The following is a 26,680-nucleotide window of genomic DNA, read 5'->3' as shown; positions in this document are numbered from 1 at the left end:
CCCATAAAGGGTCACACAACAGGTGGGAGGGCGGTTCGGACCGGCACGGGGAAAACCCCGGTCGGTCCGCTCAAAGGATCGCCCCGAATAGATAAGCGACCGAAAAGGCGTGGGTGTGATGGCCAAGACCGTATTGATCGTCGATGACGATCCGACCCAGCGTCGCCTGATGCAGGCGGTTCTGGAAAAGCAGGGGCATCTGGCGGAGACCGCCGAGGATGGGGAGGCCGGCCTCGAGCGCGTCAAGCGCGGCGGGGTGGACGTGGTCATGCTCGACATGGTCATGCCGGGCATGGACGGCATTGAGACGCTGGAAGCGATCAAGGCCCGCAATCCCGATCTGCCGGTGATCGTGCTGACCGCTCATGGGGGCATTGAAACCGTGGTGAAGGCGATGCGCGCCGGCGCCGTGGACTTCTTCGTGAAGCCCGCCAGTCCGGAGCGGATTGCGGTGTCGATCCGCAATGCCTTGAAAGTCAAGGATCTGTCGGGCGAGGTGACGCGTCTCAAGAAGCGCACGACGGGCGCCCTGGGCTTTTCCGACATGATCGCCGGAGCGCCGGCCATGCGTCAGGTGGTGCGTCTTGGCGAACGGGCGGCCAAGTCCAACATCCCGATCCTGATCACGGGCGAAAGCGGCGTGGGCAAGGAACTGGTGGCGCGCGCCATCGCGGCGGGATCCGACCGCGCAGGCCGTCCCTTCGTGGCGGTGAACTGCGGCGCGATCCCGGAAAATCTGGTGGAATCCACCCTGTTCGGTCACGAAAAAGGCTCGTTCACGGGCGCTGTGGCCAAGCATCTGGGCAAATTCCAGGAAGCTGATGGCGGCACGCTGTTCCTCGATGAGATCGGTGAACTGCCGCTCGACATGCAGGTCAAGCTGCTGCGCGCGCTTCAGGAAGGCGAAGTGGATCCGGTGGGCTCCAAGCGTCCGGTGAAAGTGGATGTGCGCATCGTGTCGGCGACCAACCGCGATCTCGCCGAACAGGTGAAGACCGGCGCCTTCCGCGAGGACCTGTTCTATCGCCTGAACGTGTTCCCCATCGAGGTGCCGTCCCTGCGCGAGCGGACCGAGGATATTCCGGCTCTGGTGCGGCACTTCATTGCGCGCTTCAACGCCCAGGAAGGCAAGTCGGTGCTCGACGCCACGGCGGAGACCATGCACATGCTCGCCAACCATGACTGGAAGGGCAATGTGCGCCAGCTCGAGAATGCGGTGTTCCGCGCGGTGGTGCTGTCAGACAGCGATTATCTGACCGAAGAGGATTTCCCGCAGATTTCGGGTCTCGCCCCGACCTTGCGGGATGCGCCGATCCAGTCTGCCGCCCCGGCTCAGCCCGCAGCCAACGCGGTCCCGGCCCTGCCGGCCGAGCAGTTCGAGGGCGCGGCGCCGAATGGCGCCGAAGAGGAGCATTTCCCGGTCGATATTCTCGATGAGGGCGGACATCTGCGCTCGCTCGAGAGCATTGAACGCGATCTCATCGCGTTCGCCATCGAGACCTATTCAGGCCGTATGGCCGAGGTCGCCAGGCGTCTGGGCGTGGGCCGCTCCACGCTGTATCGCAAGGTTCGCGAATACGATCTCGACGTGGACAATTTCCGCGAAGCGGGCTGATTGATCAGTCTTGGACGTCCAGCACGGCGTCCAGGTTTTGAGCCAAGACTTCATCGCGGTTCAGGCGGTCGGCCTGGGCCGCGATTTGTTGTCGGATGCGGGCCGCCATTGCTGGCTCATGTAGTCCTGGAAAATTTGCGCTAGCGCATGGACTTGGCTGCATCCTCGGTGACAATGCGCTCGACTTGCGGGCCGTTTGGGCCCTCGCAGATGGAGGACTGAATGTTCAATCACATCATGGTCGGCTCGAACGATATCGAGCGGTCCAAGCGCTTCTACGACGCCGTGCTGGGCGTTCTGGGCGCGGGAGAGCCAGTGCGCAATGAAGCGCCGACCGGTCATGTGCGCCTGTTCTACATCCATGATGGGAGCGTCTTCTGCGTCAGTGAACCGATTGACGGACAAGCGGCGACCGCTGGCAATGGCTCGACCTTCGGCTTCAAGTGCAACTCGTTCGATCAGCTCAAGCAGTTCCACGATGTGGCGGTCGCCCATGGCGGCAAGTCCATCGAGGACCCGCCCGGCCTGCGCCAGGGATCGCTGGGAGCGATCAATCTCGCCTATGTGCGTGATCCCGATGGCAACAAGCTCTGCGCCATTCATCGCGTTGAGGGATGATTTCAGGAGAGGCGGGTGAAAGCCCGCCTCTTTCTATTCGGACGGGGCGGGTTTCCAGACGAGCTCGAAGCGCTCACAGACCACATCAAGGTCGTCGGAGTATTCAAAGCCTTCACGCGCGGCTTCGCGGCGCCAGAATTTGCGGTGCTCGGTGATCCAGTAATCGTACGAGCGGTCGCCTTCGCCCTCATCCCACGCAAATTGCGCATCCACCTCGCGGATCGGCATGACATCCACCCGGGTGGTTCTTGTAACGCAGGCGGGGACGCCGCGTCCGTCTGTGATCAGCCACAGATCGCCGGGTTTGGGCAGACCTTCCGGATCGTCCACGTACCAGCGCGCCAGACTGGCCGTCGCCTGTTTGGTCCGGCTGAGCACCAGAGCGAGCAGCTCATCCATCATCTCCGGGCTGTCGCCAAAGGCGTCCACGCCGCGCGGCCGGGCGGTCTCGCCAGTGGCGAGCTGAAAGCGGGTCCAGAAGGCCCGGTCCGCGTCTGACAGGTTTGCGGTCACAGTCTAGTCCTTACCGCCCTCGATCACCCGGAAGCCGCGCCGCGGCGGGACCGGCGGTTCTGACGGCGCCTCGTCCGGTGAAGGCGCATCCTCAGGCTCCACTGGCGTCTCGATTACCTCAGGCGTGAAACCCTTGCGCACGAGGCCGGACTTGCGCAGTTCGGACACGGGATCCGGCGCCGTGTCCTCGATGGGGGCGATGACGTCCTCGTTGATGTCGCGTTCGCGGGCGCGGCGCTCGGGGCCCTTGCGCTTGAAGCCCGAGCCCTTGGTCTTGAAGCTCGACCCGCCGCCGCGGGAGAAGCCCTTGGGCGCTTTGCCCCTGGCCTTCTTCTCGATCTCCTTGAGCTTGGCGAGCTGGAGCGTGGAGAGCGCCTCGCCCTCGGCGCCCAGCGAGGGATCGGCATAGGCCGAGCCGAACGTGTTCAGGCGCTCCTCGATGGAGCTCATGAACTCGTCCTCCCAGTCGGTCAGCTCGATCCGGGCGGCTTCGGCGGCGTCGGGATCATCCTCCTCGGCCTTGGCGATGGCGCGCTCGACGGCGGCCTTGGCCCGGCGAATGCGGGCCAGGGCCTTGCGGGTCGACTTGTCATCAACCTCACGCGCCATGATCGGTCCTAGTGTTCGCCGACCGCGCCCAGATAGAGCTCCAGCAGCGCTTCCATTTCCTGGCGCTCATGGGCGTCCTGTTTGCGCAGGGAGATCACCTTGCGCAGCACCTTGGTGTCATAGCCCATGGATTTGGCTTCGGCGTAGACTTCCTTGATGTCGGCGGCGACGCCGGCCTTGTCTTCTTCCAGGCGCTCGATGCGGGCCACCAGGGCGCGCAGCTGATCACGGGCGGCGGCGCCGATGGCGTCGGATTCGTCTTTCTCGGGGGTCGAGGCGGCAAAGTCGGCCATGAGGGTCTCCTGGCGAGGATTTACGATCTTGCCCTCTTCGATAGGCGAGGGGGGCGGGGCGGGGCAAGCCGGTCGTGACGCGCAAAGCCGATCTGATGCAGACGCGCTGCATGCTTTCCTTCCGTCTGAAGAGTCTTTAGAGCCCTTCCAGCACTATACAGGAGAACACCATGACCACGCTCTGGCGCCTTGAAGCGCGCGGCCCGATGCCGCTCATTCGCGCAGCCAACGATCGGCTGGACGCAGCGCTGGAACCCCTGCCTGTCAGCTGGTCCATGTTCGAGGATGGTTCTCCCGAGGCGGGCCGCATCGACATCCTGTTTGATCACCAACCGGACGCCGAGGCGTTTGCCAGCGAGGCCGGTCTCGAGCACGACGCCGTCGAGATCAATTTCGGCCCGCTGCCCGAGGAAGACTGGATCGCCCTGTCTCTGGAAGGCCTGCCGAGCGTCGAGGCGGGTCGGTTCCTTGTCTATGGCGAGCATACCTCGTCGGATCTGACCGAGGGCCAGATCGGCTTGTGGATCGAGGCGGGCCCGGCGTTCGGCACGGGCCATCACGGCACCACCAAGGGCTGCCTCGAGGCGCTCGACAAGCTCGACCAGTCCGGCTTTCACCCGAAAACCGTCCTGGATCTGGGGACCGGGACCGGGCTGCTGGCCATCGCGGCGGCGAAAATCTGGTCTGATTGCGAGATCCTCGCCACGGATATCGATGAAGAATCCGTCATCGAGACGGTGGAGAATACGGCCAAGAACGGCGTGAAGCCCCGGATCGAGGCGGTGACGGCGGACGGCTTCCATCACCCGGTGTTCGAGGGCGCCAAGTTCGAGCTGATCTTCGCCAACATTCTGGCGGGTCCGCTGATCACCCTGGCGCCGGAGATCGCGGCCCGTCTCGAGGCGGGCGGCCGGATCATCCTGTCCGGGCTTCTCGAGGAGCAGTCCGACAAGGTCGAGGCGGCCTATGACGCCGAGGGCCTGTCGCTGATTGACAAGGCCATTCTCGATGGCTGGGCGACGCTGGTGTACGCCAGCAAGGCCTAGCCGCATAAAGAAAAAGCGCGCCAGCTGTGAGGCCTGGCGCGCTTTTAAATAAGCCGGAGAGAGATCGGCTTAGAGTTTGCGGACGCGATCGGCCAGGCCGATTTTCTCGAACAGCGAGTTGGCGTCGGTATTGCGCGGACGAGCGCGCACGCCGGCCGCCTCGGCGCGGCGCACGGAGCGCAGGCCGTCGCAGGCGTTCAGGCGAAGATGAGCGTCATGGTGGAACATGGCGGAGCTCCCGATAGGCATGAATTTCGTGAGCCCGGATATGGGCTTGTAAGATTTGATTAGCCATATCCAATTGCGCAGGTCCGCCTTGCGTTTCTGCAAGGCGGCCCTTCTCGCTGCGCACTGTCGCAGAGATGAGATTGATAAGGTCCGGGCGCGGGCCTAGCTTGTGCGCATGACCCATCAGATCCAGCAATTTCATGTGAAGGGCGGGCCCCAATACGGGCGCGAGAACCTTCCCAAGCTCCGCGCCAGCCTGGCTCAGGCCGGTCTGGACGGTTTCCTGATCCCGCACGAGGACGAGTACAATAACGAGTACTTGCCCGCGAACGCCGAACGTCTGGCCTGGGCCACCGGTTTCACCGGGTCCGCCGGCGCTGCGGCGGTGCTTGGTGACACGGCGGCGGTCTTTGTGGACGGTCGCTATACCGAGCAGGTCAAATCCCAGGTCGATAACAGCCTGTTTGACTACGAAGACCTGGTGAAGACCGGCATGGCGGGCTGGATCCGCAAGACGGCCAAGTCCGGCCAGACCATCGGCTATGATCCGCGCCTGCATTCACCCGATGCGCTGACCAGGCTGCAGGAAGCCGCCGACAAGACCGGCGCCAAGCTCGTCGCGGTGGAGACCAATCCCATCGACGCCGCCTGGGACGATCGCCCGGCCGCCCCGATGGCGGCCGTGCATCCCCAGCCGCTGGATGTGGCGGGCGAGGCCCATGGCGACAAACGCAAGCGAATTGGCGCGGATGTGAAGGAAGACGGCGCGGACGCCGCAGTGATCACCGATCCGGCCTCCATCGCCTGGCTGTTCAATATTCGCGGCGGCGATGTGGCCTGCACGCCTCTGCCGCTGTCCTCGGCCATTATCGAGCCGTCCGGTCAGGCGACCTTGTTCATCAACGAGGCCAAGCTGACGGACGCCACCCGCAGCCATCTGGGCAATGAAGTCGCGATCCGCCCGGAGACCGAGTTCGCAGATGGCCTGAAGGCCCTGTCCGGCAAGACGGTCCGCGTCGATCCCGCTACCGCGTCGGTCTGGGTCGTCCAGCAGCTTGAAGGCGCGGACGCGAAGGTCCAGCGCAAGCCCGACCCGGTCGCCCTGCCCAAGGCGTGCAAGAATCCGGTCGAAGTGGAAGGCAGCCGTCAGGCGCATATCCGCGACGGCGCGGCCATCGTGCGCTTCCTGCACTGGCTCGACACCGAGGCCCAGTCTGGCGAGATGGACGAGATCCGTGCGGCGATGAAGCTGGAAGAGTTCCGGCACATGTCGCCCCAGCTCAAGGACATCTCCTTCGAAACGATTTCGGCGGCGGGCCCGAACGGCGCCTTCCCGCACTATCGGGTCAATACGGACTCCAATCGCAAGCTGAAGCAGGGCTCGCTGTTTCTGGTGGATTCGGGTGGCCAGTATCCGGACGGCACGACGGACATCACCCGGACCGTGCCCATTGGCGAGCCGACCGCGCAGATGCGTCGTCACTTCACGCTTGTCCTGAAGGGCCATATCGCCCTGTCGCGCATCCGCTTCCCCGAGGGCACGTCGGGCCATGCGCTGGATGCGCTGGCGCGTCAGCCCTTGTGGATGGCCGGGCTCGATTACGACCATGGGACCGGACATGGCGTGGGCAGCTATCTGGGCGTCCATGAAGGCCCGCAGCGCATCTCCAAGGCGCCGAACGCCATCGCGCTTGAAACCGGCATGATCGTCTCCAACGAACCGGGCTATTACCAGGTCGGCGATTACGGCATCCGCATCGAGAACCTGCAGGTGGTCACGCCGGCGGAACCGGTGCCGGGCGGCAATCGCTCCATGCACGGGTTTGAGACCCTGACCATGGCGCCGATGCATCGCGCGCTGGTGGACGTGTCCCTGCTCGACAAGGACGAGCTCGTCTGGCTCGACGCCTATCACGCCGATGTGCGCAAGAAGGTGCTGCCGCTGCTCGATGGCGAGGCGGCGAACTGGCTGGTGAAAGCCTGCGAACCCTTCCTGGGCGCCACGCCCTGATGAACGCTGTCGCTCTGGCAGTTGTGAAAGCGAGCCTGCGCGTGTGCGCCGGGCTCGCTTTTGCATTGGGGCTGACCGCCTGTTTCGCGAGTGAAGAAGAGCTGGTGGGATATTGGGGCGCGGATCGGCCTGTGTCTGAAGGCGTCTACGCCCATACTCCGACGCATCCGGACGGCCGTGAATGGGACCGCCCCACCTGGACCGGCGAAATCACGCTCGAACAGAGACGCTATGTCTCTGATGCGCCGAACTTTCCTCACCAGGGCGCCCGCTTTCATGAACTGTTTGACGATGTCTACATCGTTCAGTCCCCCCGAGAGGATGGGGTCGGCTACGGGCTCGCCTTCGTTTATGAGGAGGGCCGAGTCGTCAGCTATCATCAGCCGTCCTGCTCGGATGTCGCCGATGCGGTGCTCGAGACAGCGGATGTGAGCCGGGACGCCGAGGGCTATTGCCCGATCCAGGACCTCGATCAGCTCGAAGCGATCATGCGTGGCGTCTATGAAGCCGCGAATGGCCAGCTGCGCGTGGACGGGGTGTACCGTCGGGTGGCGGAGTAAGTTTCCCGCTCCGGGACGGAGGTTCAGCGTCTGCGCGCCAGCACGTCCGCGACAGCCTTCGTGACTTCATGGGAATAGGCGTGGTGCAGGTTATGTCCCGCCTTGGGAAAGAGCCGCATCTCACCATGGGGCAGCGTTTTCGCCACAGGTTCGGCGTGCCGACTGGTGCGGACCACCGTGTCCTTCGGCCCCGCCAGAATCACCACGGGCTGGGTGATCTCGCCATAACGCGTTTCCTGATTGGCCAGATGCGCGTTGACCTGCGCCATGTCCTGCGCATTGGCCTTCCATACGGACGGCTTGAACAAGCGGTCCAGTCGCGCCGTTTCGATATAGCCCGTCGGGACCGGCTCGGGATGAAAGGCGCTTGCCACGCCCTTGTGCAGTTCCCGCGGGCCGATCAGGGGCGCGATCACATGGCTGATCAGCGGGCCGATGACGGGCCAGCCTGTCATCTTGTTATAGCTCGCCGCCTCGCCCACCCAGGCGCGGGCGGCGGGACTGATCAGCACGCCGCCGCTGACATGATCGGGGCGATCCATCAGAAGCCGGAGCGCGATCGCCGCCCCCCAGGAATGCCCCAGAACGACCACGCGAGGCACGCCAAGCGCGGTCAGGAAATGCGCGATCAGCTCGGCTTCCCGTTGGGGCGACCAAGGGCCTGAGGGGCGTTCGCTCCACCCCAGACCAGGGCGGTCAAGCCAGATCACCCGATAGGCTTCCAGCGCGTTCGAGAGCGCCATATAGGGTTCATACAGCGAGGTGGAAGCGCCGTGCAGGACCAGAAGCGTTGGCGCGGCCTCGGGGCCTGTCATGAGATGATGAAGTCTGACGCCGCCCAGTTCGATGAACTCGCCTGTCATGCGTCAGCCCCTACTCCGCGCCTAGAGCGCGCGTCCCGCGAGCTCACGTTCGAGCCGGGCGAGGGCGGGCCCGGCCGCCGGATGCAGGGGGTAAAGCAATACTGCTTCGCGATAGGCCTCCATCGCCGCCTCACGCGCCTGCGCCTGTTCCAGCGCCCGGCCCAGAAGCGCCCAGGCGTCAAACCGGCGCTCATCGAGGGTCACGGCCTGGTTGAGCGCTTCCAGTGCGAACTCCCAGTCCGATGCCTGCATGGCCAGCTCGGCGGAGACCACCCAGCCTTCGGCATAGTCGGGTTCCAGCGCGCGCAGATGGTCATAGCTGCGCCAGGCGGTGTCGATGTCGCCGCGCTCGCGCGCCTCGGCGCCCCGCTGAAGCAAAAGGTCAGCGGTTGCCCCGGCCTGCTGCCGCCACAAGGAGCGCACTTCGTCCGCAACGGCGGCGGCGCGCTCCTCATCAGTCAGACTGGCCAGGGTTTGCAGGCGGTCATCGAGATGCTCGGAGACGGAGCGATGTTCGCGCGGCTCCGCCACATCCAGAGTCGGACTCAGATCGAGCGGCGTCGCCTGAAAGGCGGCCAGGAGGCAGAGCACCATCATGGAAGGAAGGATAAGCCAGACGCTGATCCGGGCAAGCTCAGTCTGTAGTCTGGCGCTGCCTGAATCGGGGATGCAGCGGCATGGCGATCAGACCCGACAGAAACCCCTTGAGGAAAACTTGCAAGACTGGCGGCCAGTTCAGGTTCAGGGCCGGTAACGCCACGCTCAACACCATGAAGGCGGTGATGAACGCTGCAAAATAAAGCGCATGTTTCTTCAGGTTGAACATGAAGCAGACTCCCACGGGCCAGTATCATCGCCTGTGTGGGGAAGATGTGCAACCCTTGCGCTTAGAGCGCGATCCCATGATCGCGAAGGGCCTGAACCGCGCCTTCTGCGCCGCGGAAGACATGCCCCTTGAAGCCTGCTTCGACCCCGGCGCGGATATTGTCCTCGCGGTCATCGATGAACAGCACGTCCTCGGGCGCGTGGCCGATCCGCTCGATGGTCAGCTGATAGAGGCGGGGATCGGGTTTGACCATTTTTTCCGCGCCGGAGACCACCACCGCATCGAACGCGGCGATCTTGGGATAGGTCTGCTCGATATGAGACCATTTCTCGGCCGGAAGATTGGTCAGGGCGTATTGCGCCACGCCCAGGGCGCTCAGGCGGTCAACCACCGCTTCCATGCCCGTGATCCAGCCATCGAACATGTCCGGCCAGCGCGTGTCCCAGGCCGTGATGAGGTCGGCCTTGTCGGGATGGGCGTCAATCAGGGGCTTGCGGTTCTCGGCCATGGGCACGCCGCGGTCATGCTCGGTGTGCCATGCCATAGTACAAACACCGCCGAGGAATTGCTCCACGGCGGCGTCGTCAGATAACAGGGATCTGTAGACCCGGCGCGGGTCCCAGTCGACCAGGGTATGACCCAGGTCCCAGAGAACCGCGCGCGACACGGCTGTCTAGCCGGCGCGGGCTTTGAAGCGCGGGTCGGTTTTGTTGATCACGTAGACCTTGCCGCGGCGGCGCACGACCTGACAGTCGCGGTGGCGGTTCTTCAAGGACTTCAGGGAGCTGCGCACTTTCATGGTCGTCGCCCTAGCTAAATGCGGGTGGAGGACATTACGGCCCCCGGAAAATTCAAGAGGGCGCGATTTACTCAACCCTCAGCGCAGAGTCAACGCTTCTGGCGCCTCGCAAGTGTGTGCGAGCAGCGTTATCATCTGCTTCGGCGAGGGGCGCAAAGGCGAGTTCAGGAACATCATGATGGTACGCACACTGTTCAAAAGCGCGGCTCTGGCCGTGGCTGTGCTGGTTTCAGCCGCCGCGGGCGCGCAGGAGACCAGCTTCGAGGACTGGGCCAGCGGCTTCCGGGACCGCCTCGCCGAACATGGCGCCGAGCCTGCGACCATTGCTCTGATGATGGACGGGCTGGAGCCTGATTCCCGCATCATCGATCGCGACCGCTCCCAGCCTGAATTCGTACGTCCGGTCTGGCAGTATCTTGAGGGCGCCGCCTCTGACGCTCGCACCCAGAACGGCCTGTCCGCCCAGGCGACTCATGGCGAGGCGCTGGAAACGGTCGAATCCCAGTTCGGCGTGGACGCCGATATCCTGACCGCGATCTGGGGGCTCGAGAGCGCCTATGGCGTCATTCAGGGCGATTTCGACATTGTCCGCTCGCTGGCGACTCTCGCCTGGGAAGGTCGCCGCCGTCAGTTCGCCGAAAACCAGCTCTTCGCGGTCGCCGACATGATCGAGCGCGGCTATGCCGACCGGGACCAGCTCAAGGGCAGCTGGGCGGGCGCCATGGGCCAGACCCAGTTCATACCGACCACCTATATGGAGCGGGCCGTCGATATTCATGGTGACGGGCATCGCGACATCTGGACGACCGAAGCCGATGCGCTGGGGTCTGCGGCGAACCTTCTGGCGCGGGCGGGCTGGCAGACCGGCGCCCCCGTCGTCACAGAGGTCACTTTGCCGGAAGGGTTTGACTTTGCGGGCTGGGAAGAGCGCGACCGACGCGCCGTCTCCGCCTGGGCCATGGATGGCGTGCGGCCGGTGAGCGGGGAATGGAGCCCGGATGATCTCTATCGCCCCGCCCGCATCCTGCTGCCTGCGGGCGCGTCAGGTCCGGCCTTCATGGCCTTCACCAATTTCGACGTCATCATGCGCTATAACAATTCCACCGCCTACGCGCTGGGGGTCAGCTATCTGGCCAAGCGCCTGTCGGGTCTCGACGCCCTGCCGGGGGACTGGCCGCAAGACAATCCCCCGATCACCCGGTCCCAGGCGCGCGAACTGCAGCAGACCCTGACCGATCTCGGTCATGACACGCGGGGCGTGGACGGCATTTTCGGGGCCAATAGCCGCGCGGCGCTCAAATCCTTCCAGGCCGCCAACGGGCTCACGCCGGATGGCTATGCCGGGCGTCTCGCGTATGAGGCGGTGATGGCGCGGGCGCAGTAAGCCTCGCTTAGGCGGGCGGCGTGTCCTCGACATTGGGGACCAGCGCCGCCGTCGTCTCCCGCACCCGCGGATGCAGCAGCGCCAGCGCGCAGCCGATCACGGCGAGGCTGGCGTTGAGCTCGAAGGGCGCGGCCGGCGCCACGCTCTGATAGAGCCACAGCCCGGTGATGGGCGCGATCATGAAGCCCACGCCCGCCGTGGCGGTGGTCAGACCCGCCGCCCGGCCCTGTTCCTCGGGCTCGACCGCCAGCGAGGCGCCCGCAGTGAAGCCCGAGCGCGCGAGCCCGAAGCCGAAACTGTTGAACATGTAGCCGATCACGATGACCACATAATTGGGCGCGAAGATCATCGTGGCGTTGCCCAGAACCACCATCACAGCGCCGATGATCATGAGGACGCGAGGCGAGGTGTTCAGCACGGGGATCACGACAAGCTGGGCGAAGATCAGCCCCGCCGCGCCCATGGTCAGCGCGATGGAGCCCAGTTGCAGACCTCCCGCCGCGTCCATGCCCAGACGGTCCATGATGTAAAAGCTGAGTGATTGCAGGCTCGCCGCCTGGGCCATCCACATCGCGCAGCCATAGATCATGAAGGCGGTCAGGCGCGGATCTCCGGCGAATCTGAATTGCACCAGCGGATTGATCGGGCGGCCCTTTTTCTGGGGCGGGGTCTGTTCAGGCAGGAACAGGCGCACGCAGACCGCCGCAATGCCCACCATGATGGCGACCAGCACCATGAAGGTGGAAATGCCGATGCGGTGGGAGAAAAAGCCCGCCAAAGCCGGACCGATCACGGTCCCAAGCCCGAACGCCGCCGTCAGGCTCGACAGCGCGCGGGTGCGCTGGGACGGCTCGGTGCGGTCCGCCACATAGGCCTGGGCGGAGGGGTTGGTGGCCGAGCCCAGCCCGCCAAAGATCGAGCGCGCCAGCGCCATGGCGATGATCGCGGCCATGGGCGGCAGGAGGCCCACCTGACCGGCCCAGGCGCCTGCGGCGAAGACCAGGCAGGAGCCTGCAAAGGCCGACAATCCGAACACGATCAGCGGGCGACGGCCATACCGGTCCGACAAGGCGCCCCAGACCGGGCTCATGATCAGGAAGAGGAGGGCGGAAAGCGTGTAGATCGCCCCGACGAAGATCTCGTCCACCTGCAGCTCCCGCGCCAGCGGCGGCAGGATCGCGAACAGCATGGAATTGCCGATGGAGGTCGCGATCAGGCACAGGAACAGGAGCCGGAATGCGCGGCGGCGCACATCAGGGCTCGACGGATTGGCGGGATCATAGGGCGGGTTCATAGGCTTACAGACATAGGCCCGCCCGCCCGCGCCGTCCATGTTTATGAGAGCAGGGCGGCTATGCGTGAGTCGGACGCAGAGTCTTTCCCAGCTCCTAACGCGTCGCAAACCGGGCCTTAAGCATCAGCGCGTATAACCGTCCCGAAATCGGACGCTGAAGGCGACAGAGCGGCAGGAGCCGCCGGGTCTTCGGATGTCGCCTAGAACGGGTGGTGGGAATGTTTCAGATTATCGGGATTGTTGTCCTGTTCGGCATGGTGTTCGGCGGCTTCACGCTCGCCGGGGGGCACTTCGACATCATTGTCGCGGCCTTGCCGTTCGAACTCATGATGATCGGCGGCGCCGCGATCGGCGCCTTCCTGATCAGTAACTCGCTGGGCACGATCACCAAGACGGCCGGCGACTTCGCCAAGCTGATCTCGGGGCCCAAATGGGGCAAGCAGGATTACATGGACCTGCTGACCCTCCTGTTCCAGCTGACCAAGACGATGAAGACCAAGGGCGTGATCGCGCTGGAATCTCATATCGAGAACCCGCACGACAGTTCGATCTTCTCCGCCTATCCGAAGATCATGAAGGACCATTTCGCCATCGACTTCATCTGCGACACGCTGCGGATGATGACGATGAACCTCGAGGACCCGCATCAGGTCGAGGACGCGATGGAAAAGCAGATCGAGAAGCACCATCACGAGGCCGCCACGCCCGCGCATGCCCTGCAGAGCATGGCCGACGCCCTGCCCGCGCTGGGGATCGTGGCCGCGGTGCTGGGGATCATCAAGACCATGGGCGCGATCGACTCGCCGCCGACCGTGCTCGGCGCCAAGATCGGCTCGGCTCTGGTGGGGACCTTCCTCGGCGTGTTCCTGGCCTATGGCCTGGTGGGCCCGTTCGCGGCGCGCCTGAACGAGATCTACGAAGAAGAGGGCGCCTTCTACAAGATCATCCAGGCTGTGCTCGTGGCGCACCTGCATGGCAACGCCGCCCAGATCTCCGTCGAGATCGGCCGCGGCAATGTGCCGAGCAGCTTCCAGCCGAGCTTCGCCGAGCTTGAAGAGGCCAGCTCCAACGCGCCGACGATCTAATCGCTCGCGCAGCGCATTTGACATTTCCCCTTGCGCCCGCCCTGGTCTTTGGCCAAGGCGGGCGCTGTCATGTCTGAACACCCTGATCCTTACGCCCTGAAGCGCCCCCATGCCCGGATTGACTGGACCGCAACCGGCCCGGTCGCTCTGGATGCGGGCGATGTCTATTTCTCCGCCGAGGATGGCCTGGCGGAAACCCGCTCGGTCTTTCTCAAGGCTGCCAACTTCCCTGAGCGCTTCGCCAGGGGCCGCCCGACCGTGGTGGCCGAGCTGGGCTTTGGCACCGGGCTGAACTTTCTGGCGCTGTGGGATCTGTTCCTCAAGACCGCGCCGTCTGATGCGCAGCTTCATTTCGTCAGCATTGAAGGCTTCCCGCTCCGGCAAGCGGATGCGGAACGGGCGCTGTCGGCTTTCCCCGAGCTTGCGGCTTTGAGCGCGCAACTGACAGAGGTGTGGCCGAGCCCTCACAAAGGTCCGCACCGGCGTGTTTTCGAGGGCGGACGGGTCATGCTGACCGTCTTTCATGATCTGGCAGAGAGCGCGCTGCCGAACATGGATTTCAAGGCGGACGCCTGGTTCCTTGATGGTTTCGCCCCCGCCAGGAACCCCGACATGTGGGACACGAATGTCTTCACGGAGCTGGCGCGCTTGAGCGCGCCCGGCGCTCCGGCGGTCACCTTCACGGTGGCGGGCGCGGTTAGGCGCGGTCTCGCAGCGGCGGGCTTCAAGGTCGAGAAGAAGCCCGGCTTCGGGCGCAAGCGCGAACGGCTTGAGGCGATCTATGAAGGAGCGCCGGCCGAGGAGTCGCCAACGCCCTTTCCGTCAGCGCAACCGCTTGAGGGCCCCATCGCGATCATCGGCGGCGGCATCGCCGCGGCCAGCCTTGTTCACGCCTTCGCCCTGAGGGGACGCAGCGTCGATGTCTTCGCCGAGGGCGGCTGGGCTTCAGGCGCGTCCGGTGCGCCGCGTGGTCTTCTGACGCCACGGCTGGAGCTGGGGGATCGACCCCATAACCGCGCCTTGCTGGCGGCGTTTGACTATGCCCGCACGCTCTATCGCGATCTGGATGGCTTTGAACCCACCGGGGTTGCGCGTCTCGCTCCTGACGCCAAAGGCGCCGAGCGTCTGTTTTCCCTGGCGCAGGCGCTTGATGACGGCTTTGAGTTTCTGTCGCCTTCCGACGCGGCGCGGCGTTGCGGCCTCGGCGGTGAGGCGGGGGCGCTGTGGATGGCGAGCGCCGGGCAGATCCGGCCCGAGCGGCTGGTCCCGGCGCTGGCGCGCAATGCTACCGCACACGATGTCCGCGTGGAGCTTCTGGCGCGGAGAGACGATGGCTGGCGTCTTCAGGCCGGAACCGGCGAGCGCTTTGGCCCTTATGCCGGGGTGATCTTCGCAGGCGGATGGGCCCAGCATGCCCTTCTGTCCGGGCGGGGGCTGACCCTCGAACCCACCGCGGGACAGGTGGGGCTGTTCGAGAGCGGTTTTGATCTGCGGGCGCCAGCCGCCTGGGGCGGATACGCCGCGCGTCTGGACGGGCGGCTGATGATCGGGGCGACCCATGAAAAGGGCGCCGATGCCGGCCTGCTGGAGGATGCGGAAATCGCCCTCCGGCAGCTGGCCCGTACGGCGCCGGGCGGACCGGTTGAGCTTGATCGCCTGCAAGAGGGCTGGGCTGGCGTGCGAGCGGCGGTAGCGGATCGGTTGCCGATGACAGGGCCCTTGCCGGCCGAGGGGTATGAAGAACTCTGGCGGGGTCACGCCAAGGGTGGACCGATGCCGGCCCGGGACGACCTTGAGCCGTCCTCGCTGTTTGTCCTAGGCGGTTTCGGGGCGCGCGGCTTCGCACACGCGCCGCTCCTCGCCGAATCCCTCGTCAGCGCGCTCTGCAATGAACCATCCCCGATCGAGCGGGCCGGTCTGGCAAGTCTTCACCCCGCGCGACTGCTCTGGCGCAGCCTCAGGCGCAGCTGATCGTTCGAGACTCACCCGCAGGAGCGGGCAACCCCGGGAGAGGCAGTCAGAGCTCGACGCCAGTCTCACCCACCCCGGACCGCCAAGATCCAGGGCCAGAGGGCCTGTCTGCAACCGGACAGCGGCATGGGGTGTTCCGGCTGTCGATCCAGGAGAGGTCGTCAACAGCAGCCCCGCAGCAGCGGAGCCGAGGGCCAGAGCCAGAGCCTGATCATAAACTGACATGTCGCATCTTCCTTGGCGGGGTTTCCCTTGAGATGCGCGAAGATCCCGAATCGGATGCGGCGCCCTTCTTGCTCGTTTCAGTTCGAAGTCTTTCTGACTGGAGCAAAACGGCACGATGAGCGCACATCTCGATCTGCACAGGCTGAACGCCATAGCCTCGGACGTGGTCTGGCAGGGGCCGGATCGCCGCAATGGCGCCCGTCATATCTGGTTCCTGAACGCCGCTTTCGATCGCATTTCGGCTGATGTCGCGCTCAAGAGAATTGCGGAACGCCCGGCCAAGAAGCCCTTCGCCTTCGTCGTGACGCCCAATGTGGACCATCTTGTCCGCCTCCAGGGAGAATCGGTGCTCGCGCGGCTTTACGCCCAGGCCTGGCTGACCGTGTGTGACAGCCGGGTGCTTGAACTGATCGCCGAGCTCTCCGGCGAGGATGTGGATGTGACGACAGGCTCGGACCTCACTCAGGCCCTGTTCGATGAGGTCATCGATCCCCGGGAGCCAGTGGTGGTGATTGGCGGCGATCAGGGCGTGATCGACGGCCTCAGGGCGCGCTATGGGCTCACTGATATCCGCTGGCACCAGCCGCCCATGGGGCTGAAGTCCAATCCTGACGCCATTGCCGAGTGCGCGGCTTTTGTCGCCGCCAATCCCGCCCGTTTCAGCTTTCTGTGCGTGGGATCGCCGCAACAGGAGCTCGTGGCCGAGGCCTGTCTTGAACGGGGCGACTGTCTCGGGGTCGGCCTGTGCGTGGGCGCCTCGCTCGATTTTCTGTCTGGCAAGGCGCGGCGGGCGCCGAAATGGATGCAGAATCTGCGCCTGGAGTGGATGTTCCGCCTGATCGAGGAGCCGCGCCGGATGTGGAAACGCTATCTGGTTGATGGTCTGAAGGTCATGGCTCTGTGGTGGCGTTGGCGGCGGGCGCGGACGCGGCTCCATGATCTGGAACAGGATCTGCTGGGTCGGGGCTGAGAGCGGACCGGCCTGACTCACGCCCTGATGCACGAAAGCCGCGCGAAAGCGCGGCTTTTTCGTATCCCGACGGCAAAGTCTGTCACGGGCCTGTCTGTGAAGGAGATGGGGTAGGGAATGGTGGGCGCGACAAGATTCGAACTTGTGACCCCTACGATGTCAACGTAGTGCTCTGACCAACTGAGCTACGCGCCCGCTATGGCGTGCCATAGGCCCCCTGCCGCCCGGGGGCCGCGAGGGAGGACGCGTAATAAGTCGGAGGGCTCGTGCGTGTCAATCGCCCTGACTGCCGCTTGTGCGAAGTTTTGCAGCTCGGACCGGGGCTTCGGTCAGGGCGCGTCCGGTCCGCATCGTCGATTATTGCAAAAAAGCAACATTGGTGGCGAAAGCCGCCCTGCAATGTGTCAAATCTGTGATCTCGGTCTTTGAGGCGGCGGTTTCCTGATCTATCAAACTCACAAGCGCATAATAAAATTTGCGCGCAACCTCCACACATAGAGGTGGAGTTCCAATCCGAAGGGGAACGATCGTGAGCATTACTACCAAAGAGCGCCTGTTGCGCTCGACCGTTCTGGCGGGCGTTGCGGCGCTGACCATGGGCGGCGCACCGGTTTTCGCGCAGGAAACTGACGAACCGGAACAAACCGCTGAAGAATCGCCGGCCGCCGAAGACACCATCGTGGTGACGGGTTCGCGGATTGCGCGTACGGGCTTTGACACCACCCAGCCCTCCGAGATCATCGGTTCTCAGGAAATCGAACTGCGCGGCTACACCAACGCTGCCGACGCGGTCCTGGACATCCCGGGCGTCTTCGGCAACACGCCGATCGGCAACCAGGGCTCTTCGGGTGTTGGCCAGAACCTGCCGAACCTGTTCGGCCTGGGCACCAACCGTACCCTGACCCTGATCGACGGCCGTCGTTTCGTGTCCTCGAACTCGCCGGTTGGCGGTTCGGGCAACCCGGGCTCCCAGGTTGACCTGAACAACATCCCGGTCGCCATGATCGAGCGCGTGGAAGTCGTGAAAGTGGGCGGCGCCGCCGTTTACGGTTCCGACGCCGTCGCGGGTGTTGTGAACTACATCCTGCGTGACGACTACGAAGGCTTTGAAATCGGCGCTGACTACTCTCAGTGGACCGAAGACAACATTGCTGACGAGTACTCGATCCGCGCTCTGATGGGCGGCAACTTCGACAACGGTCGCGGCAACATCGTGGCCTCGATCGAATTCAACGAAACCAGCCCGGTTCTGGAAAGCGCCGTTGATGACCTGGCCGAAGGCTGGTCGCGCTTCACCCCGACCGCCGCCAACCGCGTCGTGAACCCGGACACCGGCACGGCGCCGGGCTCCCAGACCCGTGTTGTTCCGGCTGCGACCGCCGGCATCCTGTCGTTCTCCGGCCTGCTTACCCCGGGTTCTGCAGCGATCACCAACGTTGGTGTTGGCCGTTTCCCGGATGGTAACTTCTATCAGTTCGATCCGGCGGGTTCGGGTAACCTGGTGGCGTATGATCCCGGTCTCCCGACGGGCAACCTGGTCTGGGCGTCCGGTGGTGACGGCCTGCGTCTGGAAGGCATCACGCCGCTGCGTTCGCCGTTCCGCCGCATGAACTTCTCCACGTTCGTTGACTATCAGATCAACGATTACGTGAACTTCTCCATGAACGTGTTCGCCAACCAGTTCGAAGCGACTGAGCCGGTGAACCAGCCGTTCTATGCGTCCGGTCTGTTCGGCGCGACCAGTGATTCGCTGTTCTTCCCGGTCGACTACGCATATCTGAACCAGAGTGTTCGTGACACCCTTGTCGCCAACGGCCTGAGTGGGTTCTACCTGCAGAAGGGCTTCACCGACCTTGGCGCCAAGGACATCTTCAACGAAACCACCGTCATGAGCTACAACTTCGCTCTGGACGGCATGTTCTCCGTGCTGGAACGCGACGTGAGCTGGGAACTGGCTTACCAGACCGGTTCGTCCTCGATCGTGTCCCAGACCGGTGACCTGTCTGAAGATCGTTTCTTCGCGTCTCTGGATGTTGGCATCAACCCGGCCACCGGCCAGATCGACTGCCGCTTCAACTATGACCCGACCTATGACGCTCCGCTCGCGGGCGGCTTCGGCGCCATCGACGACGTCGGCGCTCTGGGGGAAGAGTGCGTGCCTTACAACCCGTTTGAAGGCGCCACCCAGGAAAATGTCGACTATCTCATCGTGAACCGCACCGCGGTCACCGAGATCGAACAGGAAATCGTCTCCGGCTTCCTGACCTCCGACATCTTCGCTCTTCCGGCGGGTAACCTCGGCTTCGCGACCGGCTTTGAATATCGCCGCGAGTTCGCCGACTATCGTCCGGGCGCGGGCAACCAGCTGAACATCACCCGTGATGGCGGCGGTTCTCCGACCACCGGTGAATACTTCACCACCGACGTGTACGCCGAGACCTACATCCCGGTCCTGGGCGGCGGGTTCAACCCGATCCCGTTCATCGACTACGCGGACATCGAAGCGTCCTACCGTCTGATGAACAACACCCGCGCCGGTGTTGACGAAGCCTGGGCCGTCGGCCTGAGCATGGGCATCCTCGAGGACCTGAACTTCCGCGCCAACGTGGCGCGTACGGTTCGCGCCCCGGCGGTGACCGAGCTCTTCCTGCCGCGCGTCCAGTCCAGCCAGTTTGCGGCTGACCCGTGCTCTGCGAACAACCTGAATGGTGGTCCGCGTCCTGCTGTCCGCGCTGCAAACTGCGCCGCGGAAGGCCTGCCGCCGACCTTCATCTCCCAGGCGCAGAACGCTACGGTTAGCGGCTTCAACGGCGGCAACCCGCAGCTGAACAACGAAACCGCCGACTCCTACAACTTCGGCCTGGTGTTCAGCCCGCGTTGGGTTGATGGTCTGACCCTGTCGGTCGACTACATCAACATCGCCATCGAAGACGCGATCACCTCGTTCACGCTGACGCAGATCATGCAGGCGTGCTACGACTCCACCAACTATCCGAACTCCTTCTGCAACGCGTTCACGCGACTGCCGAATGGTCAGCTGCCGTCCATCAACGCCTTTACCTCGGGCTACGTGAACGCAGCTATCCAGGAGTTCGACTCTGTGGAACTGGCTGCACGTTATCAGACCGAACTGAACGACGTGTTCTTCCTGAATCAGATCGAATCCGACCTGGGTACGTTCGACGCCACCCTGCGCGTCTACAACGTTCAGACGAACACCACTTCGTCCACGGGCTTTGACTACAACGACACCGTTGGTCAGCGCTCCAACCCGAACTGGCGTGGCGACGTCCGCGCTCAGTGGTACCGTGGTCCGGTCACGGCGTTCGTTGACGTCGAGTACACCGGCTCCGGCCTCGTGAGCAAATTCGCGGTGCCGTACCAGTACATCGACGAAACGGGCAACCCGTACTACAACTTCGACTCCTACACGACTGTCGACATTGGCGGTTCGTACGATTGGAACAATGTGACCTTCCGTGCGAGCATCCAGAACGTGACGGACGAGGGCTACACCAACGCCGAGAAGGCGCACGGCTACTACAACATCGGCCGTATCTTCAACGTGGGTGTGACCGCTCGCTTCTAAGCGACGGCTACAGTCCGAAGATTGGGAAGGGCGAGCTTCGGCTCGCCCTTCTTTTTTGTCTGAAGGTCAAGGCGCATAGGAATGCGCGGACACGCATGAAGGCCTGCAGCCGCGTGACCACGCGTCGCTCTGCAGGCCGGCCAGTTGTGGGTGATGAAGGTCAGGCGGGAATGTAGAAAAGCGGCAGAATCAGCCGCCCGGTTTCCGGAGTCGCGCCAAAGCTGGGCCCGGCATTGTGCCAGAGATAGGACCGGAACAGCGCCATTCGGTTATAGCGCATGGGCACGGTCATCGTGGTGTCCCAGGCCTCGGGCCGGTCCTGATCGGGGAAGACGATCTTCTCCCAGATCTCGCTGGGGTGATTGAGCCCCATGCGTTCGGCTTCGCCCGGGAAAACCGGCGCGTGTTCGCTGTCGGTCCGCCTGTGGCGGTGAAAGCTCGTCCCGCCCTGACAATGGGCGTCCGGCGTCAGGTAGATGATGGCGGACCAGTGCGCATTGTCGACATGAATGCCGCCCTTGCCGCTCTGACCGTCCAGAGCCAGGCGCGGCTTCAGGTGCGACGTCCCCGGAGCCGGTTGCAGGGCCTCGCCGGCGAGGGCGCTGATGACCTGGTCCAGCCCCTGGATCGGGAGGGCCTGATCCGCATTGCGCCCCGGGAAATAGGTCGCTTCTTCCGGCTCGGGATAGGCGAGCCGGAGCGCCGCGTCGCGCACGGCGTCCGGATCGGGCAGAAAATCATCAACGATGATGTGGCAGACATGCATGCCGCGTCATCCTAGCGTATGCGCTGCACCCGGTAGCTCCGGTCCCGGCCGTCAATCTGCATCAGATAGCTGCCCAGCGAGGCCCGCCGCACCACCATCACGCTGTCATCACGGACACGGATCGGGCGATTGCCGACGCGGTCCGTGATTTCCCAGACCTGTCCGTTGGTGGTGTGAATGTGAATGGTGTCGAACCCGCGCCGTTCAACCCGGTCGATCGGCAGGCTGATCTCGTTGATCTGGCCGTCATCCTCGCGGCGGAGAACTTCGACGCCGCTTTGTTCGGAAGGAGCGGCCTGAGCGGTCCGGGCGCCCTGATCGGTCGATCCGGATGACTGAGCGGAGCCGCTCTGTCCGGATCCGGTCTCCAGCTGATTGTCGCGGGTGGAGAACAGGGACAGGGACAGGCGAGGCAGGCTGGGCAATTCAAGGCCGAAGCTGTCGCGCTCCACCGCCTCGACCTCGGATCGGCGGATGACCACGATTTCGTTGCTTTCAGCGCGGAGGCTGCTCACGGCTGCGTCAAAGCAGGCCAGACGCTCCGCATCATTCTGGAGTTCCTGGCACTGGAACACCGGATCCAGAGACGGATTTTCCTGGGCAGATGCTGAGCCGGTCGCGGCCAGGGCTGCAAGGCTTGCCAGAACGGCGAGGCTGGGCCCCAGACGGTCGAAAGCGCGGAACATGGCTGGTCCTTCCCCGTTTGTTACAGGACGGACTTTAGCCTGAGGCCGGTCCGGGACGCCACCGGCTTGGGCGCCCGCAGACCAGATTCAGGTGAAACCGAAGGAGGCGGATCAGGCGGCGGCGACGACCTTTGCGACCTCGTCGACGAGATCCCGCAAATGGAAGGGCTTGGACAGCACCTTGGCCTGGTTGGGGGCCTGGGAGCCGGCATTCAGCGCCACGGCGGCAAAGCCGGTGATGAACATGATTTTCAGGCCCGCATCGATCTGGGCGGCGCGACGCGCCAGCTCGATCCCGTCCACACCGGGCATGACGATGTCGGTCAGCAGCAACTCATAAGCGCCGGGCGCTTCGCCCAGGGCGTCCAGCCCTTCCTCGCCATCCGCCACAGCGTCCACGTCATGGCCGGCGCGGTTGAGCGCCTTGGCCAGAAAATCACGCATGGAGTCATCGTCTTCTGCGAGCAGAATGCGGGCCATCGCCGCCCCCTTGTCTGTTTCCACCAGCGCATAGCCTATCCCAAACTCGTAAAAGTCAACTGAACGCGCCGCAAACCGGCCTGTGATTTATCAGGGCGCTCATAGTCTCATTGACCTTCTCGGCTGACCGATCACAATCAGCCCATGCAACCTGCTTCAGACTCACTCATCGGCCAGATCCATGAACCCGTGATCGTTCATGAGCCGGACGTGCGCAGTTCGCCCTTCATCTTCGCCTCGCCGCATTCAGGGCGTTGCTATGAGAGCGATTTCCTCAAGCAGGCCAGTGCGCCGGTCTCTGTCCTTCGCCGGTCCGAGGACGCGTATGTCGATCAGTTCTTCGCTCATGTGACGGAACTGGGCGCGAGTTTTGTCGAGGCGATCTTTCCGCGGGCGTTTGTTGACCCCAACCGGGGGCCGGACGAACTCGACGCACGCCTGTTCAAGGACCCGCCGCTTGAAGGGTTCAGTGCGCCGAATGCGCGCACATCCGCCGGGCTTGGCGTGGTGCCCAGGCTGGCGGCGGACGGCAGAAGCATTCACGCTTCCGTGATCGCCTATGCCGAGGGCCGTCGGCGGATCGACCAGTATTACCGGCCCTATCATGAGGCGCTGAAATCCGAAATCGAGCGGACGCTGGACCAGTTCGGGCGCGCCGTGCTGATCGACTGTCACTCCATGCCGTCCTCCAGCGCCCGTGGCGCGGACATGGTGCTTGGGGATCGCTTCGGCGCCTCCTGCGGGCGAAATTTGATCAACCATGCAGAAGCGTATTTCAAATCCCTGGGCTTTACGGTAACCCGGAACCGTCCTTATGCAGGCGGTTACACGACAGAGCATTACGGGCGTCCCCTCAGCGGGGTGCATGTCATGCAGGTTGAGATCAATCGCGGATTGTATCTGAGCGAATCTGACGTGCGACCTTTGTCTCGCATGGACAACTTGAAAGAACGCCTGAAGACATGGACGAAGTCCATGATTTACACAGAAGACACAGGTAGACTTGCCGCGGAGTAAAGTGTTTTGGAAAGCATATCCGCAGAGTCTTTCCTGAGGCGCGATTTGCGCTGCTGCGTTCACTTGCGAGGCGAGCAATGCTGTGCCATATCTCAGGTGTCATTGAAGTGTCGTGTTGCGATCTTGACGGGGGAATCGCAACTGGAAAAGTTTGATCGAGGGTTTTCACAATGACCAATGCAATTGACCATCACGTGGGTAAGCGGATCCGTCGCCGTCGCCGTCTGCTGGGGCTGACTCAGCAACAGCTCGCGCAATCGGTCGGCATTCGCTTCCAGCAGATCCAGAAATACGAGAGCGGCGCCAATCGCGTCAGCGCATCGCGTCTGTTCGAGCTGGCTGAAGCGCTCGATGTTCCGGTGCAGTACTTCTACGAAGGCCTGCAGGGCACGGGCGAATCTGCGGCGCCGGAAGGCGAGAACGTGGCAGCCGACGTGCTTTCCCAGAAGGAAACGCTGGATCTGGTGCGCGCCTACTACAAGCTCAATGAGCGTCCGCGCCGCCGTCTGCTCGAGCTGGCCCGGTCTCTTGACCCGGATTCCCGGGGCGAAAACGTCGCGTAAGCGCTAACGTCCGACACCGAGTTCCCGATGTCCGATCTGGATGTGACTGCAGAGTTGGCGCTGGCCGCTCAACTGGCGGACGCTGCGCGTCCGATCGCCTTGCAGCATTTCCGGACCGGACTTCGCGGCGACGCCAAACCCGCACAGGAATTCGACCCCGTGACAGAAGCGGATCGCGCCATCGAGGCGCGAATCCGCGCCCTTCTGGCGCAGGACCGACCGGATGACGGCGTTCTGGGTGAGGAGCAGGCTGAAACCCTGGGACGGTCCGGCCGCACCTGGGTTGTCGATCCCATTGACGGCACGCGCGCCTTCATCGCGGGCCTGCCCACCTGGTGTGTCCTGATCGCCCTGTATGGTCCTGAGGGACCGATCCTTTCCGTGATCGATCAGCCTTTCACGGGCGAACGCTATAGCGGCGTCGCCGGTGACGCGGCCTGGCTGGACCACGGGGGATCGAGACAACCCCTGAAAACGCGTCAATCGGTCGATCGCATCGAGGACGCCATTGTCTCAACAACCGATCCTGGCCTCTTTGAAGGGGGTGAAGCTGAGTGCTTCATGACTGTGGCCCGGGCGGCGAAGGTGCGCCGCTATGGTCTGGATGCGTACGCCTATGCTGCGCTGGCGGCCGGGGGCGTCGATCTGGTGATCGAGAGCGGTCTCAAGGCCTGGGATGTGGGCGCGCTGATCCCGGTGGTCAGCGGCGCGGGCGGCGTCATCACCAACTGGCGCGGCGAACCGGCCCATGAAGGCGGGCAGTTGCTGGCGGCTGCGTCGCCGGAACTGCACGCCAGGGCCCTGGACATGCTCGCGCCAGCTGCGCTCTGATCGCATAAAAAAACGCCGGCCTGGAGGACCAGGCCGGCGCTGAGGCCTATTCGCCCGCAGGTTTGCGGAACAGAAGGGTCATCCGGTCCGATTCCCCGATCGCGTCATAGGGCGCGCGATCAAACTCGGGATCAGCGGGCTCGCCGAAATCCGAGGTCCGGGACACCGGCGGCAGGGTCCAGACCCCGAACGGATGGTCTGCGGTGTCGGCAGGGTTGGCGTTGATCTCGCTGGCTTCGACCAGTTCAAATCCGGCCTCTTCCGCCATGGAGATCACCAGATCCTGCTGGACATAGCCCGTGCTGGCGCGCGGGTCCTGCACGCGGTCAGCGGGCAGACGGTGCTGGACAAGGCCCAGAACGCCGCCAGGCGCGAGCACGTCATAGAAATCGCTGAAGGCTTTTTCCGCCGCGCCACGGCCCATCCAGGAATGGGTGTTGCGGAACGTCACAATGGCGTCCACCGAACCGGGTTCGGCAATGGGACCGGTTTCACTGTCGAAGGTGGCCATGGTGACGTCCCCGTAAAGGGGGCCGCCAAACTTGTCCTCGAAGCTCTGGCGGAAGTTGAGGGCGCGCTGGTTGTCCGGCGCAATATCTGACCAGACGGCGATGTATTCGCCGCCATTGGCGTTGATCCACGGCGCCAGAATGTCGGTGTACCAGCCGCCGCCGGGCCAGATTTCCATGATGCGGCCCGACGGATCGATGCCGAAGAACTCAAGCGTCTCATACGGATGCCGGTAAGGATCCCGCGCGCGTTCTTCCTCACTGCGCCACTCGCCTTCGACCGCCCAGGCCAGAGTTCCGGATTCTGCAGATGCATCCTCCATCATCTCCGCTTCATTCGCGATCTCATCGTCTGTCAGGGACGAGGCCTCGTCGGTCATTTCCGCGGCCGGCATGGACGCGTCCGCATCCTCCTCTTGGGAAGGTGCGCCACAGGCCGCCAGAACGGCGCAGGCCGAGGCGGCGGTAAGAAGGGCTGTCAGACGTTGCATGTACTCACTCCGGTTAGCCGAGATTGCACGGATCATAGAGGCGGAATGCGTCCTCTCACAATGGCGCGATGACGATCAGGGGCGCGATGTAGAAAAAAATCGCGCTGACCTCTTGCGCCCTTCGCGACGCTTACCCAATTCAAGTTTCGTAAGGCCGCCATACGGGGCTTTACGGATTGCCGGACAGACCACGCTGCATGCTGCGGGTGGTCGGGATGGCGACCTTTGAAAACCATAGCCCGCCCGCATGCGGGCCCGATCGCTTCCAAGGAGGATCGATACCATGCGTACGACTGATTTCTCGCCGCTTTACCGCACGATTGTCGGATTTGACCGTCTGGCCAACATGATCGACAACGCGGCGAAGCTGGAGCCGTCCGGCGGCTACCCCCCGTACAATATCGAACAGCTGTCCGAGCACGAATATCAGATCGAGCTCGCGGTCGCCGGGTTCGGAGAGGATGATCTCGAGATCGAGGTGCAGGAAAATGTGCTGACGATCGCCGGCAAGCGCACGCAGTCGGAAGACGCCGAACAACGCAATTATCTGCATCGCGGCATCGCAGAACGCTCGTTCGAGCGCCGCTTCCATCTCGCTGACCATGTCCAGGTGCGCGAGGCCAGCCTTGAGAATGGCCTGCTGCGCATCCAGCTCGAGCGCGAGATTCCCGAAGCGAAGAAGCCGCGCCGGATCGCCGTCAACGGCAAATCCGAAACCAAGCTGATCTCGGCTGACAAGGCGTCCGCCGCCTAAGCCGGGATCGCGGCCCGATCGGACGGACGCGACACGTCCCTCCCCCCGATAGTCGGCGTCTGGCCGGTCGGGCCTGATTTTCCA

The 26,680-nt window shown here is 63.9% G+C and carries 28 protein-coding genes and 1 tRNA gene; 14 read left to right on the top strand and 15 right to left on the bottom strand.

What is annotated here, in order from left to right:
* The first annotated feature begins 118 nt into the window (after positions 1-118).
* Positions 119-1,615: a sigma-54 dependent transcriptional regulator gene (locus OA2633_RS07820; protein WP_009801981.1), complete on the top strand. Its 1,497-nt coding sequence runs from the start codon at positions 119-121 to the stop codon at positions 1,613-1,615.
* 222 nt (positions 1,616-1,837) lie between these two features.
* Positions 1,838-2,233: a VOC family protein gene (locus OA2633_RS07815; RefSeq protein WP_009801979.1), complete on the top strand. Its 396-nt coding sequence runs from the start codon at positions 1,838-1,840 to the stop codon at positions 2,231-2,233.
* Positions 2,234-2,266: 33 nt separating this feature from the next.
* On the opposite strand, the gene OA2633_RS07810 is transcribed toward OA2633_RS07815, so the two are convergent.
* From OA2633_RS07810 to OA2633_RS07800, 3 genes are read right to left on the bottom strand one after another with little or no spacing between them, the layout of a single operon-like run.
* Positions 2,267-2,746: an ASCH domain-containing protein gene (locus OA2633_RS07810; protein ID WP_009801978.1), complete on the bottom strand. Its 480-nt coding sequence runs from the start codon at positions 2,744-2,746 to the stop codon at positions 2,267-2,269.
* 3 nt (positions 2,747-2,749) lie between these two features.
* Positions 2,750-3,355 carry a hypothetical protein gene (locus tag OA2633_RS07805; protein ID WP_009801977.1) on the bottom strand — a complete coding sequence of 202 codons (606 nt, stop codon included), beginning with the start codon at positions 3,353-3,355 and terminating at the stop codon, positions 2,750-2,752.
* 8 nt (positions 3,356-3,363) lie between these two features.
* Entirely contained in the window at positions 3,364-3,648 is a 285-nt protein-coding gene (locus tag OA2633_RS07800; RefSeq protein ID WP_009801976.1) for a DUF2312 domain-containing protein, read from the bottom strand.
* Between the two features lie 170 nt (positions 3,649-3,818).
* Between OA2633_RS07800 and OA2633_RS07795 the strand changes: the two genes are divergently transcribed.
* Positions 3,819-4,694, top strand: coding sequence for a 50S ribosomal protein L11 methyltransferase (locus OA2633_RS07795; protein WP_009801975.1), 876 nt, complete (start codon positions 3,819-3,821; stop codon positions 4,692-4,694).
* A 69-nt stretch (positions 4,695-4,763) separates the two neighbouring features.
* Here the strand turns inward: OA2633_RS07795 and OA2633_RS16115 are convergent, their stop codons facing one another.
* Entirely contained in the window at positions 4,764-4,922 is a 159-nt protein-coding gene (locus OA2633_RS16115) for a hypothetical protein (RefSeq protein WP_156776186.1), read from the bottom strand.
* Positions 4,923-5,097: 175 nt separating this feature from the next.
* Here OA2633_RS16115 and OA2633_RS07790 point away from each other — a divergent pair, with 175 nt between their 5' ends.
* Entirely contained in the window at positions 5,098-6,933 is a 1,836-nt protein-coding gene (locus OA2633_RS07790) for an aminopeptidase P family protein (protein WP_009801973.1), read from the top strand.
* Positions 6,933-7,493, top strand: coding sequence for a hypothetical protein (locus tag OA2633_RS07785; protein WP_009801972.1), 561 nt, complete (start codon positions 6,933-6,935; stop codon positions 7,491-7,493). Before OA2633_RS07790 ends, OA2633_RS07785 begins: the two co-directional genes overlap by 1 nt.
* A gap of 23 nt (positions 7,494-7,516) precedes the next feature.
* On the opposite strand, the gene OA2633_RS07780 is transcribed toward OA2633_RS07785, so the two are convergent.
* From OA2633_RS07780 to ykgO, 5 genes are all read right to left on the bottom strand, one after another.
* On the bottom strand, positions 7,517-8,356 hold the full coding sequence (locus tag OA2633_RS07780; protein WP_009801971.1) for an alpha/beta fold hydrolase: 840 nt from the start codon (positions 8,354-8,356) through the stop codon (positions 7,517-7,519).
* A gap of 21 nt (positions 8,357-8,377) precedes the next feature.
* Positions 8,378-8,953 (bottom strand): hypothetical protein, encoded by a 576-nt coding sequence (locus OA2633_RS07775; protein ID WP_009801970.1) that lies wholly within the window; start codon positions 8,951-8,953, stop codon positions 8,378-8,380.
* A gap of 37 nt (positions 8,954-8,990) precedes the next feature.
* On the bottom strand, positions 8,991-9,182 hold the full coding sequence (locus OA2633_RS07770; RefSeq protein ID WP_009801969.1) for a hypothetical protein: 192 nt from the start codon (positions 9,180-9,182) through the stop codon (positions 8,991-8,993).
* Between the two features lie 61 nt (positions 9,183-9,243).
* Positions 9,244-9,849 (bottom strand): HAD family phosphatase, encoded by a 606-nt coding sequence (locus OA2633_RS07765; protein WP_040612545.1) that lies wholly within the window; start codon positions 9,847-9,849, stop codon positions 9,244-9,246.
* Positions 9,850-9,855: 6 nt separating this feature from the next.
* Positions 9,856-9,981 carry a type B 50S ribosomal protein L36 gene (gene ykgO, locus OA2633_RS07760; protein WP_009801967.1) on the bottom strand — a complete coding sequence of 42 codons (126 nt, stop codon included), beginning with the start codon at positions 9,979-9,981 and terminating at the stop codon, positions 9,856-9,858.
* 175 nt (positions 9,982-10,156) lie between these two features.
* On the opposite strand from ykgO, the gene OA2633_RS07755 reads away from it, so the two are divergent.
* Entirely contained in the window at positions 10,157-11,365 is a 1,209-nt protein-coding gene (locus OA2633_RS07755; protein ID WP_009801966.1) for a lytic murein transglycosylase, read from the top strand.
* A 7-nt stretch (positions 11,366-11,372) separates the two neighbouring features.
* Here the strand turns inward: OA2633_RS07755 and OA2633_RS07750 are convergent, their stop codons facing one another.
* Complete coding sequence (locus tag OA2633_RS07750; RefSeq protein WP_009801965.1) at positions 11,373-12,659, bottom strand: MFS transporter; 1,287 nt, start codon at positions 12,657-12,659, stop codon at positions 11,373-11,375.
* A 218-nt stretch (positions 12,660-12,877) separates the two neighbouring features.
* Here OA2633_RS07750 and motA point away from each other — a divergent pair, with 218 nt between their 5' ends.
* The 3 genes from motA to OA2633_RS07735 all read left to right on the top strand — a co-directional run bounded on the left by motA (position 12,878) and on the right by OA2633_RS07735 (position 16,910).
* Positions 12,878-13,744: a flagellar motor stator protein MotA gene (gene motA / locus OA2633_RS07745; RefSeq protein WP_009801964.1), complete on the top strand. Its 867-nt coding sequence runs from the start codon at positions 12,878-12,880 to the stop codon at positions 13,742-13,744.
* A gap of 69 nt (positions 13,745-13,813) precedes the next feature.
* Positions 13,814-15,715: a tRNA (5-methylaminomethyl-2-thiouridine)(34)-methyltransferase MnmD gene (gene mnmD, locus OA2633_RS07740; protein ID WP_009801963.1), complete on the top strand. Its 1,902-nt coding sequence runs from the start codon at positions 13,814-13,816 to the stop codon at positions 15,713-15,715.
* A 340-nt stretch (positions 15,716-16,055) separates the two neighbouring features.
* Positions 16,056-16,910: a WecB/TagA/CpsF family glycosyltransferase gene (locus OA2633_RS07735; protein WP_009801962.1), complete on the top strand. Its 855-nt coding sequence runs from the start codon at positions 16,056-16,058 to the stop codon at positions 16,908-16,910.
* A 118-nt stretch (positions 16,911-17,028) separates the two neighbouring features.
* Here the strand turns inward: OA2633_RS07735 and OA2633_RS07730 are convergent.
* A tRNA-Val gene (locus tag OA2633_RS07730) sits at positions 17,029-17,105 on the bottom strand.
* A gap of 334 nt (positions 17,106-17,439) precedes the next feature.
* Here OA2633_RS07730 and OA2633_RS07725 point away from each other — a divergent pair.
* Positions 17,440-20,499 carry a TonB-dependent receptor domain-containing protein gene (locus OA2633_RS07725; RefSeq protein ID WP_156776185.1) on the top strand — a complete coding sequence of 1,020 codons (3,060 nt, stop codon included), beginning with the start codon at positions 17,440-17,442 and terminating at the stop codon, positions 20,497-20,499.
* A 160-nt stretch (positions 20,500-20,659) separates the two neighbouring features.
* On the opposite strand, the gene OA2633_RS07720 is transcribed toward OA2633_RS07725, so the two are convergent.
* The 3 genes from OA2633_RS07720 to cpdR all read right to left on the bottom strand — a co-directional run bounded on the left by OA2633_RS07720 (position 20,660) and on the right by cpdR (position 22,431).
* Positions 20,660-21,265, bottom strand: coding sequence for a DUF6445 family protein (locus tag OA2633_RS07720; RefSeq protein ID WP_009801960.1), 606 nt, complete (start codon positions 21,263-21,265; stop codon positions 20,660-20,662).
* Between the two features lie 11 nt (positions 21,266-21,276).
* Positions 21,277-21,951 (bottom strand): hypothetical protein, encoded by a 675-nt coding sequence (locus OA2633_RS07715; RefSeq protein WP_009801959.1) that lies wholly within the window; start codon positions 21,949-21,951, stop codon positions 21,277-21,279.
* A 111-nt stretch (positions 21,952-22,062) separates the two neighbouring features.
* Positions 22,063-22,431: a cell cycle two-component system response regulator CpdR gene (gene cpdR / locus OA2633_RS07710; RefSeq protein ID WP_009801958.1), complete on the bottom strand. Its 369-nt coding sequence runs from the start codon at positions 22,429-22,431 to the stop codon at positions 22,063-22,065.
* Positions 22,432-22,575: 144 nt separating this feature from the next.
* Here cpdR and OA2633_RS07705 point away from each other — a divergent pair, with 144 nt between their 5' ends.
* The 3 genes from OA2633_RS07705 (at position 22,576) to hisN (ending at position 24,842) form a co-directional block, all read left to right on the top strand.
* The gene (locus OA2633_RS07705) at positions 22,576-23,448 is read left to right on the top strand and encodes an N-formylglutamate amidohydrolase (protein ID WP_009801957.1); all 873 of its coding nucleotides are present in this window, start codon (positions 22,576-22,578) and stop codon (positions 23,446-23,448) included.
* Positions 23,449-23,618: 170 nt separating this feature from the next.
* A complete protein-coding gene (locus OA2633_RS07700) occupies positions 23,619-24,011 on the top strand; it encodes a helix-turn-helix domain-containing protein (protein WP_009801956.1) in 393 nt (130 codons plus the stop codon).
* A gap of 27 nt (positions 24,012-24,038) precedes the next feature.
* Positions 24,039-24,842: a histidinol-phosphatase gene (gene hisN / locus OA2633_RS07695; RefSeq protein WP_009801955.1), complete on the top strand. Its 804-nt coding sequence runs from the start codon at positions 24,039-24,041 to the stop codon at positions 24,840-24,842.
* Positions 24,843-24,888: 46 nt separating this feature from the next.
* Here hisN and OA2633_RS07690 read toward each other — a convergent pair whose 3' ends face one another.
* The gene (locus OA2633_RS07690; protein WP_009801954.1) at positions 24,889-25,842 is read right to left on the bottom strand and encodes a class I SAM-dependent methyltransferase; all 954 of its coding nucleotides are present in this window, start codon (positions 25,840-25,842) and stop codon (positions 24,889-24,891) included.
* Positions 25,843-26,125: 283 nt separating this feature from the next.
* On the opposite strand from OA2633_RS07690, the gene OA2633_RS07685 reads away from it, so the two are divergent.
* Complete coding sequence (locus OA2633_RS07685) at positions 26,126-26,596, top strand: Hsp20 family protein (protein ID WP_009801953.1); 471 nt, start codon at positions 26,126-26,128, stop codon at positions 26,594-26,596.
* Positions 26,597-26,680: the final 84 nt, after the last annotated feature.

This window comes from Oceanicaulis sp. HTCC2633 (genome assembly GCF_000152745.1).
Classification (GTDB): domain Bacteria; phylum Pseudomonadota; class Alphaproteobacteria; order Caulobacterales; family Maricaulaceae; genus Oceanicaulis.
Note: the sequence above shows the minus strand (reverse complement) of the source record. Positions and strands in the feature narration are given on the sequence as shown.

Coding starts and splice junctions, on each gene's coding strand:
- OA2633_RS07720 (WP_009801960.1), bottom strand. CDS start 21,265: ATGCATGTCTGCCACATCATCGTTGATGATTTTCTGCCCGATCCGGAC.
- cpdR (WP_009801958.1), bottom strand. CDS start 22,431: ATGGCCCGCATTCTGCTCGCAGAAGACGATGACTCCATGCGTGATTTT.
- OA2633_RS07820 (WP_009801981.1), top strand. CDS start 119: ATGGCCAAGACCGTATTGATCGTCGATGACGATCCGACCCAGCGTCGC.
- OA2633_RS07685 (WP_009801953.1), top strand. CDS start 26,126: ATGCGTACGACTGATTTCTCGCCGCTTTACCGCACGATTGTCGGATTT.
- OA2633_RS07815 (WP_009801979.1), top strand. CDS start 1,838: ATGTTCAATCACATCATGGTCGGCTCGAACGATATCGAGCGGTCCAAG.
- OA2633_RS07705 (WP_009801957.1), top strand. CDS start 22,576: ATGCAACCTGCTTCAGACTCACTCATCGGCCAGATCCATGAACCCGTG.
- OA2633_RS07770 (WP_009801969.1), bottom strand. CDS start 9,182: ATGTTCAACCTGAAGAAACATGCGCTTTATTTTGCAGCGTTCATCACC.
- OA2633_RS07755 (WP_009801966.1), top strand. CDS start 10,157: ATGATGGTACGCACACTGTTCAAAAGCGCGGCTCTGGCCGTGGCTGTG.
- OA2633_RS07690 (WP_009801954.1), bottom strand. CDS start 25,842: ATGCAACGTCTGACAGCCCTTCTTACCGCCGCCTCGGCCTGCGCCGTT.
- OA2633_RS07800 (WP_009801976.1), bottom strand. CDS start 3,648: ATGGCCGACTTTGCCGCCTCGACCCCCGAGAAAGACGAATCCGACGCC.
- mnmD (WP_009801963.1), top strand. CDS start 13,814: ATGTCTGAACACCCTGATCCTTACGCCCTGAAGCGCCCCCATGCCCGG.
- OA2633_RS07715 (WP_009801959.1), bottom strand. CDS start 21,951: ATGTTCCGCGCTTTCGACCGTCTGGGGCCCAGCCTCGCCGTTCTGGCA.
- hisN (WP_009801955.1), top strand. CDS start 24,039: ATGTCCGATCTGGATGTGACTGCAGAGTTGGCGCTGGCCGCTCAACTG.
- motA (WP_009801964.1), top strand. CDS start 12,878: ATGTTTCAGATTATCGGGATTGTTGTCCTGTTCGGCATGGTGTTCGGC.
- OA2633_RS07750 (WP_009801965.1), bottom strand. CDS start 12,659: ATGAACCCGCCCTATGATCCCGCCAATCCGTCGAGCCCTGATGTGCGC.
- OA2633_RS07795 (WP_009801975.1), top strand. CDS start 3,819: ATGACCACGCTCTGGCGCCTTGAAGCGCGCGGCCCGATGCCGCTCATT.
- OA2633_RS07735 (WP_009801962.1), top strand. CDS start 16,056: ATGAGCGCACATCTCGATCTGCACAGGCTGAACGCCATAGCCTCGGAC.
- OA2633_RS07805 (WP_009801977.1), bottom strand. CDS start 3,355: ATGGCGCGTGAGGTTGATGACAAGTCGACCCGCAAGGCCCTGGCCCGC.
- OA2633_RS07785 (WP_009801972.1), top strand. CDS start 6,933: ATGAACGCTGTCGCTCTGGCAGTTGTGAAAGCGAGCCTGCGCGTGTGC.
- OA2633_RS07700 (WP_009801956.1), top strand. CDS start 23,619: ATGACCAATGCAATTGACCATCACGTGGGTAAGCGGATCCGTCGCCGT.
- OA2633_RS16115 (WP_156776186.1), bottom strand. CDS start 4,922: ATGTTCCACCATGACGCTCATCTTCGCCTGAACGCCTGCGACGGCCTG.
- OA2633_RS07780 (WP_009801971.1), bottom strand. CDS start 8,356: ATGACAGGCGAGTTCATCGAACTGGGCGGCGTCAGACTTCATCATCTC.
- ykgO (WP_009801967.1), bottom strand. CDS start 9,981: ATGAAAGTGCGCAGCTCCCTGAAGTCCTTGAAGAACCGCCACCGCGAC.
- OA2633_RS07790 (WP_009801973.1), top strand. CDS start 5,098: ATGACCCATCAGATCCAGCAATTTCATGTGAAGGGCGGGCCCCAATAC.
- OA2633_RS07775 (WP_009801970.1), bottom strand. CDS start 8,953: ATGATGGTGCTCTGCCTCCTGGCCGCCTTTCAGGCGACGCCGCTCGAT.